A 13,004-nucleotide genomic window follows, 5' to 3' on the forward strand; every position below is an offset into this window, starting at 1 on the left:
ATTTTGGCTGTTCAACATAAGAGCTATCGGCTTATTACGTAAACGTCAATATTATGCAGTGGCTTCACAGCCATTTGTAGAGAGGTGAACAACGAGGCGTTATCCGCCTTGTGAAGACCAAAGGTCTGCAACTGCGGATAACGCGGTCGAGGCTACTTCTTGTCGGTTTGGTTTTCCCGCTCTACAGCGCGCCAGCCGATATCGGAGCGGTAGAAACCTTCCGGCCAGTCGATGCGCTTTATGGCTTCATAGGCGCGCGCCTGCGCTTCAGCGACGGTATCGGCAACAGCGGTGACGTTGAGCACGCGGCCTCCGCTGGCAATGATGCTGCCGTCTTTCTCTGCTGTTCCCGCATGGAAGACCTTGACGCCATCAATGCCTTCGAGCTTGTCGAGATCGCGGATAAGGCTGCCTTTCTTGACATTGGACGGATAGCCTTCCGCAGCCATCACCACCGTCAGCGCGGGCTGGTCTTTCCAGTCGAGCACGACTTCATCGAGCTTGCCATCCACGGCGGCATTGATGAGCGCGAGCAGATCGCTGTTGAGGCGCATCATCAACACCTGGCATTCTGGATCGCCGAAACGGGTATTGTACTCGATCAGCTTGGGGCCGTCCTTGCCGATCATCAGGCCGAGGAACAGAATGCCGGAAAAGGGCGCGCCGATTTCAGCCATTCCACGCATCGTTGGCTCGATCAGCTCACGCATGGTGCGCTCGACGATTTCAGGCGTCATGACCGGAGCCGGAGCATAAGCGCCCATGCCACCTGTATTCGGGCCGGTATCGCCATCGCCGACGCGCTTGTGGTCTTGCGCCGAGCCGAGCGGCAAGGCGGTCTTGCCATCGCAGATGCAGAAGAAGCTAGCTTCTTCACCCTCCAGAAATTCTTCGACCACCACTTCGGCGCCGGCGGAACCAAACGCGCCCTCGAAACAGGCATCTACGGCGTCGAGCGCTTCATCGAGTGTCATCGCAACAACCACGCCTTTGCCTGCCGCAAGCCCGTCGGCCTTGACGACGATGGGCGCACCCTGCTGGCGGATATAGGCCTTGGCTTTCGGCGCATTGTTGAAACGGCCATATGCGCCGGTTGGAATACCGAAACGCGCGCAAAGATCCTTCGTGAAGCCCTTCGATCCTTCGAGTTGTGCCGCAGCCTTGGAGGGGCCGAATACACGGATACCCTCGGCGCGCATTTTGTCGGAAAGGCCAGCCACGAGCGGCGCTTCAGGTCCGACCACCACGAGGTCGATCTTGTTGTCCTTGGCGAAGGCGATCAACGCCTGATGGTCGTCGACGCCGATGTCGATGAGCTCCGCGACTGTGGCGATGCCTGGATTGCCGGGCGCGCAATAGAGCTTTTCGAGCAGGGGAGAGGCGGCAAGTTTCCATGCTAAGGCGTGCTCGCGTCCACCGGAACCGATCAACAGAACTTTCATGCCTTGCTCCCTGCGCGTGAGAAAGTTAAGTACTTTACTGACTTCGGGTCTCTATTGCCCCGCGCCCTCATGGGCAAGGGCGCACACGCGATTTTTCCATAAAAAGCGCGCAAGGTCCGGCGGGTTTCAGGGAAAGCAGGCTATCATGCAGCAACCACAGGTCAATCCAGAGGCCAATTCCGGCATCCAATCCCGTGATGCACGCGGGCGAGTGAAGGACGCTCCGTCCGGCCATTGGGTTTATCGTGTCCTGCCGCATTGGCTCTGGCCCTATGCGCAGCTTGCCCGCTGGGATCGTCCCATCGGCTGGCAGCTTCTGCTTTGGCCTTGCTGGTGGTCGGCCGCGCTGGTGGCGGGGGCGGGCGCCAAGCCAGGCGATGGCGCCTGGGCCGTCTTGCCTTCGATCTGGCATCTTGCTCTGTTTCTGATCGGCGCCATTGCCATGCGTGGCTCCGGGTGCACCTATAATGATCTTATCGATCAGGATATTGACGACAAGGTGGACCGTACGCGTTCCAGACCGCTGCCTTCGGGGCAAGTGACACGCGGTCAGGCCAAGCTTTTTCTGGTTTTGCAGGCACTGGTCGGGCTCGTCGTGCTGCTGCAGTTCAACTGGTTTTCCATCGGACTGGGCATTTTCTCGCTTCTGATTGTTGCCGCCTATCCTTTCATGAAGCGCGTTACGGACTGGCCGCAATTCGTGCTGGGGCTTGCGTTCTCATGGGGCGCTCTCATGGGCTGGGCTGCGGTAGAGGGCTCGCTCAGCCTCGCGCCGGTGCTCCTCTATATTGGCGCGATCATGTGGACGATCGGTTATGACACGATCTATGCGCATCAGGACAAGGAAGACGATGCGCTGGTGGGCGTGCGCTCAACGGCGCGTCTTTTCGGCAAGCACACCAAGACGGCGTTGATGATCCTCTATGGCGGTGCCATCGGTTTCTTTGCGGCGGCCTTCGCCGTAGCCCAGGTGCCGATGCCAGCGCTTGCCGGATTGCTCGCAGCAGGTGTGCATCTCTATCGCCAGATCATTGTGCTCGATATCGACAATCCCGATCAGTGCCTGAAATTGTTCAAATCCAACAATATCGTGGGATGGCTGATTTTCCTCGGGCTTGTTCTCGGAAGCCTATGGGTAGCAGTCAAGCCGCTGGTATAGGGATATAGCGATAGCCCTCATGCTAGTACAGGCAAGCCTGCCTCGAAGCCGGGCTATTTGTGAAGCGATCCTTCGAGGCTCTGCTTGCGCTCCGCACCTCAGGATGAGGGCGGAGGCTTGGGCTGTTTTTCGCGGTTACGGGTAAAGCCGTTCCTTGTTCCAGTCGCCTTCCGGCGAGCGCCGCGTGAAAAGCACGCGGTCATGCAAGCGAAAGGGCCTGTCGTGCCAGAATTCAATCGAGACCGGACGAATACGGAAGCCCGACCAGTAGGATGGGCGTGGAATATCGCCAATGGCATATTTTGCGGTGTACTCCGCAACGGCCTTTTCCAGAGCGAAGCGGCTTTCCAGCGGGCGTGACTGCTTGGATGCCCATGCGCCGATGCGGCTACCGCGCGGGCGCGAGGCGTAATAGGCATCGGCCTCGGCATCGCTTACTTTCTCTACCGCGCCGCGCACGCGCACCTGACGGCGCAGCGTCTTCCAATGAAAGCACATCGCAGCTTTTTCAGCCGACAGAATTTCTCTGCCCTTGGTGCTCTCATAATTGGTGTAGAACACGAAGCCCTGTTCGTCGAAATCCTTCAGCAGCACCATGCGTACATTGGGCAGACCATCGGGATCGACAGTCGCGAGTGCGACCGCATTGGGATCGTTCGGTTCGCTCGCTTTGGCGTCGGTCAGCCAGTCGGCAAAGAGCTTGAACGGCTGGGAGGATTCGGTGAAGTCGTCGCCTGGATTTGTCATCTTGGGTACTTAAACAGCCTGTCGGAAATTCGCGGATCATCCCGCAAGGGAATCCTCGCCAGAGAACCCCAATTGGGGCAGGTCGGGAGGGAGCTTCTTCGATAACCGGCATTTTGTCCATGGTCTTGCCGGGATGTGTCGTCGCAGGGCTCGACATAGCTTTACTTGGCGGGCAACTTCTTGTAGGCGCCGATCAAGGTAGGGGCTATGCCAAAACTCGATTTTCTGACGCTTTATATCGTAATTCTCTTAAATTCGCTGACGGTTTGTATCATCTGGACCGCTATCGCCCTCTCTTATCGCAAGTTCCGACCTGCCAGAATCTGGCTTCTTTCGACGACGCTTCTGCTGGTCGGCGGCTTCGTTCTTTCGCTGCAAGGTAATGAGGGTGCGTTCTGGCCGGCGGTTACAGGCAACACCATCATCATTTACGGCTTCTGCCTTGCCTATGTCGGCGCGCGTTATTTCTATGGTCAGAAAAGCGGCTGGCGGTGGGCCTTGGGCATATCGCTTGCAAGTTTCGCCGTCATGGCGGCATTTCATTCGAGCTGGCAGGGACGCAATATCGCATACGCGGTGGGACAGTCTGTACCCATGGTGATGACTGTTGTTTATCTGGCCCGGCAGAAGAGCATCGGCCTTGGCGGGCGGATTGCCATCGTGGCTTTCCTGCTGGGTATTGTGGGACATGCCATCGAGACATCACTGAACATTGCCGCCTGGACGGGAGAATTCGACCAATCGCTTTATTTTTCCATAGAAAGTTATGCGTTGGTTTGTGTGATCTATAGCGGTGTGATCTGGAACTTCGGTTTCATCGTCATGGCGATGAATCGTCTGCACGGCGAAATGGCCAAGGTCGCGGAGACCGATGAACTGACCGGACTCCCTAACCGTCGCCATTTCATGAAAAGCTTAACGCGGGCGGAACTGGCGTTCAGCGACGACGGTACAGCCTATAGCCTCATGCTGATCGATATCGACAATTTCAAGCAATGGAACGATACCTATGGCCATGCGCTGGGCGATCAGGCGCTCGTGCATTTCTCCGACGTGGCGGCCGATGTCCTTAATCGACGCGGTGTGCTGGCACGGCTCGGCGGTGACGAGTTTTCCATTCTGCTCACAAATATGGATGAGCAGGGAGCGACGGAAATCGCTCGCGACGTCATCAGGGCAATCAATGATGCACCACTTGTCTTCAATGGGCAGAAGCTCGTCATGACGGTGAGCATCGGCATTGCCAGTGAGGAACGCGAAAATGGAGCGAGTGACCTCGACGTCTTTGTCCGGGCCGATCTCGCTCTGTACAAGGTGAAGCAGGCAGGTCGAAATGGTTATGCTACCCGCACGGCTACGGTGAACGCGCCGCGTTCTTCACTTTCGGGCAAACAACCAGCCGCAGATTGAGAAAAGCCGGGAACATCTTTTGATGGCTGAATAAAGTGCGGAGTTGGGCGTTGTGCTCAGATTACGATTTGTTTACCTTTTTGGCACACCGCTTGTTAACTCAAGTTCACCCATAATCCCTGCATCTTTAGCGTGTAAAAATAAGGGAATAGCGTTGACTGTCGAAACGCTTCGCCACAAAGAAAATCTCGCTGGCCTGAGCCGCAGGGTAGAAGCACTGTGCAGGGCTGCGATTTGCATAAGCATGCTTTCGCTTGCCGGTTGCGCAATGGGTGGTGTGAGCATTGAAAAGGCCGTTCCCGATTCTTCCACAATAACCGGTTCTGTTAAGCAGCCGCAGCCGGTTGAGACCGATACAGGCAAGCTCTCCGATCAATCGGCGATCAAGAACGTCGTTTCTGCACTTAATTTCACGCAGTGGGGCAAAAAGCCCGTGCCGTGGGCCAACCCCGATACGGGTAGCCAGGGCACGATCACGACAATTGCCGAGAACAGTAGGAACAATCGGCTTTGTCGTGAATTCGAAACATCCCGTGAAGCTTTTGATGGTGTTTCCATCTATCGCGGCGAAACCTGCATGGAGCGCGGTGGCCAGTGGACCGTGACTTCCTTCGCTCCGATCTGAGTGTCCGTTCCAAAAGTTGCGTGAACTCCTATCGCCCGGAAACTGAAAAGAAAAGCTCATCCTGACTGGAACTTTTCCGGCCGCATGCGCATATTATGGGCAACGAGTCTTACTCATCTCACAGTTATTTTCCTGAAAGAGGAACTATATGCGCGATCCCTATAGCGTGCTGGGCGTCGCCAAAACGGCGAAGCCCGAGGAAATAAAATCGGCTTTCCGCAAGCTGGCCAAAAAGCACCACCCGGATCAGAACAAGGACGATCCGAAGGCGCAGGAGCGCTTTGCTGAACTGAACCAGGCCTATGAAATTCTGGGCGATAAGGACAAGCGCGGTCAATTCGACCGTGGCGAGATCGATGCTGAAGGCAAACCCGCCTTTCAAGGGTTCGCAGGCGGACAAGGTTTCGGCGGTGCTCATGGTGACCCGTTTGCCGGCTTCCGGCAGGGTGGCGGGAGCAACAGTCATTTCGAATTCCGTTCCGGCCCCGGCGGCTTTCAGCAGGGCGGTGGCTTCGGTGGTGCCGATGATATTCTGAACGATCTTTTTGGCGGGGCTTTCGGTGGCGGTGCCCGGGGAGGCGGCGCGCGTCAGCGCGGTCCGATGAAGGGTTCTGATCTTTCCGCGTCCATCAATATTACGCTTGAGCAGGCCGTTGGTGCGGATAAGGTCGAAGCGATTTTCCCGAATGGCAAACATTTGAAGATCAAACTGCCGAAGTTCGTCGAAGACGGTCAGACCATTCGCCTCAAAGGGCAGGGCGAGCCGTTGATGGGTGGAACTGCAGGCGATGCGCTGGTTACTATACACTTCAAGACGCATCCGCGATTTCGCCTTGAAGGGCGTGACGTCCATGTAGATCTTCCGGTCGAACTTGCTGATGCGGTTCTCGGCGGCAAGCAGGAAGTCGAAACGCTGGACGGACGGATTGCTGTAAAAATACCGGCTTGGTCGAGTTCTGATCGTGTGCTGCGCCTGAAAGAAAAAGGCCTTCCGCTAAAAGCTGGCGGGCGTGGCGATATCTACGTGCATGTGCGGATCATGCTGCCGGAAGGCGGCGACAAGGAATTGGAAGAATTCCTGCAAAAGCGCAAGGTCGCTTAAGTTCCACTTCAATCGTTTGAAGCCGGGTGTTGTCTCTTTGCGGCAGTAAAGTGACAATGCCCGGCTTTTTCACTGCAATTGCTTGAAGGAGAGCCGAGCCTGTGCGATAGGGCAACAAGTTAATTGTTTTCAATGAGGACCCCTAATGACCGCACAGTCAGGTTTGTTGCAGGGCAAGCGTGGATTGATTCTGGGCGTCGCCAACAACCGCTCCATCGCATGGGGTATTGCCAAGGCCGCTCGCGATGCAGGCGCGGAGCTCGCATTCACCTATCAGGGCGATGCATTGAAGAAGCGCGTCGAGCCACTGGCCGAGGAGCTTGGCGCGTTCGTTGCCGGACATTGCGATGTGGCGGATGCTGCCAGCATCGATGCAGTTTTCGAGGCGCTTGAAAAGAAATGGGGCAAGCTCGACTTCGTCGTGCACGCCATTGGCTTTTCCGACAAGGATGAGCTGACTGGCCGTTATGTCGATACGTCGGAAGCCAATTTCACCAACACGATGCTGATTTCGGTCTATTCGCTGACGGCGATTTCGCGCCGCGCGGAAAAACTGATGGCCGATGGCGGCTCGATCCTGACGCTGACCTATTACGGTGCCGAAAAGGTCATGCCGAACTACAACGTTATGGGTGTTGCCAAGGCCGCTCTCGAAGCAAGCGTAAAATATCTGGCCGTTGATCTTGGCCCACAGAATATCCGCGTCAACGCGATTTCTGCTGGCCCGATCAAGACACTCGCCGCTTCGGGCATTGGCGATTTCCGTTATATCCTCAAGTGGAATGAGTACAACGCGCCGCTGCGCCGTACCGTTACCATTGAGGAAGTGGGCGATGTCGGTCTCTATTTCCTGTCCGACTTGTCCCGTTCTGTGACGGGCGAAGTCCATCACGCGGATAGCGGCTATCACGTCATAGGCATGAAAGCGGTGGACGCTCCGGATATTTCGGTCGTGAAAGACTGAGGCTGCGAATAAAACGTCCCGAAAAGTGAACCAGCTTTTCGGGATTTTTCTTTGTCTTCCCGTTGCGGGAAGCTATTCAGGCTATTCATTGACGGCAGATTGAGGTGGGGTTGTGGCTCGGGAGATCATCTACTTTTCGCGTCACGGTGAGACAGACTGGAATGTTTCGCAGCGTATTCAGGGACAGCTCGATATCGATATCAACGATAATGGGCGCAATCAGGCAGACCGCAACGGCGACATGCTGAAATCGCTGATCGGCGACGGCGCGGGCTTCGATTTCGTGGCCAGCCCGCTGCGCCGCACGCGCGAGACGATGGAACGTATTCGCTTGCGCATGGGCCTTGACCCTTACGAGTACCGCACCGACCCGCAATTGATGGAGGTCAACTTCGGCGACTGGCAGGGCTTCATGATGGAGGATATTGCCAAGGAACGACATGATCTGATCGAAGCGCGCGCCCGCGACAAGTGGAACTTCATGCCGCCGGGTACGGCGGCTGAAAGCTATATGAGCCTGTCAAAGCGCATTGGCCGCTGGGTGGAAGCTGTCGAGTGGCCGACCGTTTGCGTAACGCATGGCGGCTGCATCCGCACGCTCTTTTATCTTTACGGCGATATGGATGGCCATGCCGCTGCGAATCTTTCCATTCCGCAGGACAAGATTCTGAGGTTTGCAAACGGCAAGCTGGAGTGGATCTAAGATCAGAGCAGCCAAGACTGAATTAATCGCATATTAAAACCCGCATTTCGGGGGGATGATGCCGGAAACTAGAGGTCTCAGTTTCAAGTTTCAGCAGGTTGACGTTTTTGCTTCCCGGCCTTTGGGCGGTAATCCGCTCGCGGTCGTTGTTGATGCCGATAGCCTGAGTGACGCTAAAATGGCTGCGTTCGCGAATTGGACCAATCTTAGCGAGACAACTTTCCTGCTGGAGCCGACAACTGTCGGAGCAGATTATCGTGTTCGGATTTTCACTCCATCGCGTGAGTTACCTTTTGCGGGACACCCGACTTTGGGTAGCTGTCACGTATGGCTTGCTTTGAATGGAAATGCTGATGACGGAAAAGAGATCGTGCAGGAATGCGAGGCGGGGTTGATCCGCATCCGCAAAGATCGCGACATGCTTTCGTTCGCTGCACCTGAATTGACTAGAAGCGGTGCGCTTGAGCCACAGTTGCTACTGCGCATCGCGCGAGCCCTGCATATCGATGTAGAAGCCGTTATTGACGCTCATTGGGTCGACAATGGTCCCGGTTGGCTGGCTATTCTCCTGAAAAGCAGGGAAGATGTTCTGGCTCTGCGGCCAGATTTTGCAGCTATCTCTGGCCTGCGGGTAGGTGTCGTCGCGCCGTGGAAACGAGGTGAGGACGGCGATGCAGCCGATTTTGAAGTCCGGGCTTTTACTGCCGCTGGTTTTGAAGATCCAGTTACGGGAAGCCTCAATGCGGGCATAGCCCAATGGCTCATCGGCAGTGGAATAGCAGGCACATCTTATGTCGCCAGCCAAGGCACTGTCCTTGGGCGTGCAGGACGCATTCACGTTCAGCGCGACACTGATGGAATTTGGATCGGTGGGAATGTCGTTACCTGTGTGGATGGCCACGTTACGCTTTGACCCAATTCCATGTCCTATTTTCGCCCTTGAGACCGCTTCTATAACTTACGGCGCTTCCTGAATGTCGGTAATGAAGCGCGTGCTATCGACCATGTCATAAATGATAAGGACCTTCATACCCTTGTTGATCGCACTGTAATCGAACTCGCCAGGCAGCCTGTATGTCTGGCCGTCATCCAGTGTAATGGTTTCGCTGTCCTTGTTGATGCCAGTGATTTTGCCTTCGGCATCGTCTGCCATCGCCACGGTCGAGAAGAGCGAAGCTACAATGAGAATTAATCCGACCAGATATTGCATGACTTTCCGTTCCTTTGGTTGTGCCTCGGGGTGGGGTGTCGCCTGACCGATTCGACACGATTGACGCCATTACGTACTTTTGCGCCCCGCGCCGCATATCCCACAATGTAGCGTGCGGAATGTGTCAAAAAAAATGCCGGAAATCGATCTTCGGAAGGAAATTTTACGTCGCGGAAGCGCTTGATTTGACCGGCGCCGAAAAGCTCAATAAAACCGGCCCGTAAAGTTGCTGATCTCTCCTTGACCTCCTCTGGACAGGGACAATTTATTCAGGCGTCGCGCATGTCTCACAATAGTTTCGGTCATCTGTTCCGCGTAACCACCTGGGGCGAAAGCCACGGTTTGGCGCTCGGTTGCGTTGTCGACGGTTGCCCGCCCGGCATCACGTTCACGGAAGCCGAAATTCAGGCCTATCTCGACAAGCGCAAGCCTGGGCAGTCCAAATATACGACGCAGCGCCGCGAGCCGGATCAGGTGCGCGTGCTTTCCGGTGTTCTTTTGGGCGACGACGGCGTTACCATGACAACGACCGGCACACCGATTTCGATGATGATCGAGAATACCGACCAGCGCTCCAAGGATTATGGCGAGATTGCCCGCCAGTATCGTCCGGGCCACGCCGATTATACCTACGACGTCAAATATGGCATCCGTGACTATCGCGGCGGCGGGCGTTCGTCTGCGCGCGAAACGGCAGCTCGTGTTGCCGCTGGTGCCATTGCGCGCAAGATCGTGCCGGGGCTGGAAGTCAAGGGCGCACTCGTCGCCATGGGTGTGCACGGTATTGATCGCCGCCGCTGGAACTGGTCGGAAGTGGACAACAATCCCTTTTTCTCGCCGGATGCCGGTTCGGTTGAGCTGTTCGCAGATTATCTCGATGGCATTCGCAAGAGCGGATCGTCGGTGGGCGCGGTCATCGAGATCGTTGCTGAAGGCGTGCCTGCTGGTATCGGAGCGCCGATTTACGGCAAGCTCGACCAGGATATTGCAAGTCTGCTGATGTCGATCAACGCCGTGAAGGGTGTGGAAATCGGCAACGGATTCGAAGCTGCCCGTCTTACCGGTGAAGAAAACGCAGATGAAATGCGGATGGCTCCAGAAGGCAGCAATGATGGCAAGCCGCTGTTCCTGACCAATCATGCAGGAGGCATTCTCGGCGGTATTTCGACCGGTGCGCCTGTGGTGGCACGTTTTGCGGTCAAGCCGACCTCGTCGATCCTGACTCCACGCCGTTCTATCGACAAGGACGGCAAGGAAGTGGATGTGATGACCAAGGGACGTCACGATCCTTGCGTGGGTATTCGCGCCGTGCCGATCGGTGAGGCGATGGTGGCTTGTGCTATTGCCGATCACTATCTGCGCCACCGCGGCCAAACTGGCCGCGTCTGAATAATGTGGGGCCAAACTGGCCGCGTCTGATTGAATTCGGCCATATTGGCCATATCTGACCGACGATAGGGCCGTTGGTTGCCGACATATAGAGGTCGAAATGAGCTATAATCAAAAACAGGTCGTTGACGCTCTTCGCGCTTTTGAACGCGGCGAAATCGTTGTGGTCATGGATGACGATGGGCGCGAGAACGAAGGCGATTTGATCGTTGCCGCCGTGCATTGCACGCCAGAAAAGATGGCCTTCATCGTTCGCCACACATCTGGCATCGTCTGCACCCCGATGACCCGCGAGGAAGCCAAGCGCCTCAATCTCGCGCCCATGGTTGCAGAAAACGAATCCGCTCACACGACTGCATTCACCGTCACGGTCGACTACCGTCATGGCACGACGACAGGCATCTCGGCAGAAGACCGTACGCTGACCGTGCGCAATCTGGCGAACCCAAATGCCGGCGCTTCCGATTTCGTGCGCCCTGGCCATATTTTCCCATTGGTCGCCCGCGAAGGTGGCGTCTTGATGCGCTCCGGCCATACGGAAGCGGCTGTCGATCTCTGCAAGCTCGCGAATCTGCCGCCTATCGGCGTTATCTGCGAACTGGTCAATGATGACGGTTCGGTCATGCGCGGTCCTGACGTGAAGGCATTTGCTGAAAAGCACGCGCTGCATCGTGTTACGGTTGCCGACCTCATCGCCTATCGTCAGCGCAAGGAAACGCTGGTCAAGCGCGTTGGCGACGCTCCGGTCAAGACATGTGCAGGTGCGGCCCACGCCTATACCTACGAACTGCCGTGGGAGCCGATGCAGCACGTTGCTGTTGTGTTTGGCGATATTCGCGACGGCGAGGAAGTGCCGGTCCGCCTGCACCGCGAAGATGTACTGAATGATGTCTTTGGCAAAAGCGGCAGCAATCTCGATGCCATCATGGAAAAGATGGGCAAGGAAGGTCGAGGCGTGTTGGTGTATCTGCGCGAAGGCTCCGTCGGCGTGCGTTCCGATCACCACGACACCCGTGCTCGCGATGCTATCCCGAGCGACCATGAAAGCCATGCCGAAGCTGTTGCCCGCGAGGAAGAATGGCGTCAGATTGGCCTCGGCGCGCAGATATTGAAGGATCTCGGGATCACATCGATTGTGCTGCTGGCCTCGCGTGAGCGCCACTATGTCGGCCTTGAAGGTTTCGGCATCCACATCGCACGTACGGAAATCATCTAACATCATTCAGACATTTGCTCAGCGCTTATATCCGATGGATGCAAATGTCTGAATCAGACCACTGGCTTGATGCTATAGTGAAACTATGACCACACGGCTTTACTGGCATCCGATCTATCTTGAACACTTGACCCCACCCGGCCATCCCGAGCGTCCAGACCGTATCCGGGCGTTGATGAGCGAGTTGGAAGGGCCGGACTTTTATCGGCTCGACCGGGTAGAGGCTCCGCGTGGCGATGAGGCGTCAGTGTTGCTTGCGCATCCAGAAAAGCATCTGGAAGCTATACGCGCAGGAATACCGGAGCCTGCTTCGCACGAGGAAGCGCCTGCGCCGGTGGTGAAGTTCGACGGCGATACCTATGTCAGTCCGAAAAGTATGGATGCCGCTTTGACGGCAGTTGGCGCGGCGACGGCGGCGGTCGATGATGTCTTCTCCGGGGCTGCAAACAATGTGTTTGTCGCAGCCCGTCCGCCCGGACATCATGCCGAGCGTTCCACCGCGATGGGATTTTGCCTTTTCAACAATATTGCGATTGCCGCTCGTCATGCGCAGCGGCACCACGGCGCGGAGCGTGTCGCTATCATTGATTGGGATGTCCACCACGGGAACGGGACGCAGGATATTTTCAAAGACGATCCAAGCGTTCTGTTCTGTTCGACGCACCAGTTCCCGCTTTATCCCGGCACAGGAGCGAAGGATGAAACCGGCGTCGGCAACATTTTCAATGCGCCGCTTTCACCGGATACGGGAAGTCGCGAATTCCGCGAGGCGTTTATTAGCCGTGTATTGCCCGCGTTGGACAATTTCCGGCCAGATTTGATCCTTATTTCGGCGGGCTTCGATGCTCACTTTCGCGATCCGCTGGCCGAGTTGAATCTTGACGAGGCGGATTTTGACTGGGCGACAGGCAAACTCATGGAACGGGCAGAAAGGTTCTGCGATCACCGACTGGTGAGTGTGCTTGAAGGTGGATATGATCTAGAGGGCTTGTCGCAGTCCGCGTCTACGCATATTACGCGGCTGTTGAAAGGATGAA

General features: G+C 56.3%; 13 protein-coding genes. 10 read left to right on the top strand and 3 right to left on the bottom strand.

Annotation, left to right across the window (positions count from 1 at the left end):
- Positions 1-152: 152 nt before the first annotated feature.
- Positions 153-1,442, bottom strand: coding sequence for a phosphoribosylamine--glycine ligase (gene purD / locus FJQ48_RS01720; RefSeq protein WP_139973487.1), 1,290 nt, complete (start codon positions 1,440-1,442; stop codon positions 153-155).
- 145 nt (positions 1,443-1,587) lie between these two features.
- Between purD and ubiA the strand changes: the two genes are divergently transcribed.
- Complete coding sequence (gene ubiA, locus FJQ48_RS01725) at positions 1,588-2,601, top strand: 4-hydroxybenzoate octaprenyltransferase (protein WP_139973488.1); 1,014 nt, start codon at positions 1,588-1,590, stop codon at positions 2,599-2,601.
- Between the two features lie 135 nt (positions 2,602-2,736).
- On the opposite strand, the gene pdxH is transcribed toward ubiA, so the two are convergent.
- Complete coding sequence (gene pdxH, locus FJQ48_RS01730; protein WP_139973489.1) at positions 2,737-3,348, bottom strand: pyridoxamine 5'-phosphate oxidase; 612 nt, start codon at positions 3,346-3,348, stop codon at positions 2,737-2,739.
- A 207-nt stretch (positions 3,349-3,555) separates the two neighbouring features.
- Here pdxH and FJQ48_RS01735 point away from each other — a divergent pair, with 207 nt between their 5' ends.
- The 6 genes from FJQ48_RS01735 to FJQ48_RS01765 all read left to right on the top strand — a co-directional run bounded on the left by FJQ48_RS01735 (position 3,556) and on the right by FJQ48_RS01765 (position 9,065).
- On the top strand, positions 3,556-4,758 hold the full coding sequence (locus FJQ48_RS01735) for a GGDEF domain-containing protein (RefSeq protein WP_139973490.1): 1,203 nt from the start codon (positions 3,556-3,558) through the stop codon (positions 4,756-4,758).
- 196 nt (positions 4,759-4,954) lie between these two features.
- On the top strand, positions 4,955-5,383 hold the full coding sequence (locus FJQ48_RS01740; RefSeq protein ID WP_247870279.1) for an RT0821/Lpp0805 family surface protein: 429 nt from the start codon (positions 4,955-4,957) through the stop codon (positions 5,381-5,383).
- A 148-nt stretch (positions 5,384-5,531) separates the two neighbouring features.
- Positions 5,532-6,485 carry a DnaJ C-terminal domain-containing protein gene (locus FJQ48_RS01745; protein WP_139973491.1) on the top strand — a complete coding sequence of 318 codons (954 nt, stop codon included), beginning with the start codon at positions 5,532-5,534 and terminating at the stop codon, positions 6,483-6,485.
- A gap of 145 nt (positions 6,486-6,630) precedes the next feature.
- Positions 6,631-7,449: an enoyl-ACP reductase FabI gene (fabI, locus tag FJQ48_RS01755; protein ID WP_139973493.1), complete on the top strand. Its 819-nt coding sequence runs from the start codon at positions 6,631-6,633 to the stop codon at positions 7,447-7,449.
- A 112-nt stretch (positions 7,450-7,561) separates the two neighbouring features.
- Positions 7,562-8,152, top strand: a complete 591-nt coding sequence (locus FJQ48_RS01760; RefSeq protein ID WP_139973494.1) for a histidine phosphatase family protein — start codon at positions 7,562-7,564, stop codon at positions 8,150-8,152.
- 58 nt (positions 8,153-8,210) lie between these two features.
- Positions 8,211-9,065, top strand: a complete 855-nt coding sequence (locus FJQ48_RS01765) for a PhzF family phenazine biosynthesis protein (RefSeq protein ID WP_180350087.1) — start codon at positions 8,211-8,213, stop codon at positions 9,063-9,065.
- 45 nt (positions 9,066-9,110) lie between these two features.
- On the opposite strand, the gene FJQ48_RS01770 is transcribed toward FJQ48_RS01765, so the two are convergent.
- Positions 9,111-9,362 (bottom strand): DUF1344 domain-containing protein, encoded by a 252-nt coding sequence (locus tag FJQ48_RS01770; RefSeq protein WP_139973496.1) that lies wholly within the window; start codon positions 9,360-9,362, stop codon positions 9,111-9,113.
- A gap of 282 nt (positions 9,363-9,644) precedes the next feature.
- Between FJQ48_RS01770 and aroC the strand changes: the two genes are divergently transcribed.
- The 3 genes from aroC to FJQ48_RS01785 all read left to right on the top strand — a co-directional run bounded on the left by aroC (position 9,645) and on the right by FJQ48_RS01785 (position 13,003).
- Positions 9,645-10,751, top strand: coding sequence for a chorismate synthase (aroC, locus tag FJQ48_RS01775; protein ID WP_139973497.1), 1,107 nt, complete (start codon positions 9,645-9,647; stop codon positions 10,749-10,751).
- 100 nt (positions 10,752-10,851) lie between these two features.
- A complete protein-coding gene (gene ribB / locus FJQ48_RS01780; protein WP_139973498.1) occupies positions 10,852-11,967 on the top strand; it encodes a 3,4-dihydroxy-2-butanone-4-phosphate synthase in 1,116 nt (371 codons plus the stop codon).
- Between the two features lie 85 nt (positions 11,968-12,052).
- Positions 12,053-13,003 carry a histone deacetylase family protein gene (locus tag FJQ48_RS01785; RefSeq protein ID WP_139973499.1) on the top strand — a complete coding sequence of 317 codons (951 nt, stop codon included), beginning with the start codon at positions 12,053-12,055 and terminating at the stop codon, positions 13,001-13,003.
- Position 13,004: the final 1 nt, after the last annotated feature.

The sequence above is a fragment of the Ochrobactrum sp. CGA5 genome, from assembly GCF_006345815.1.
Classification (GTDB): Bacteria; Pseudomonadota; Alphaproteobacteria; order Rhizobiales; family Rhizobiaceae; genus Brucella.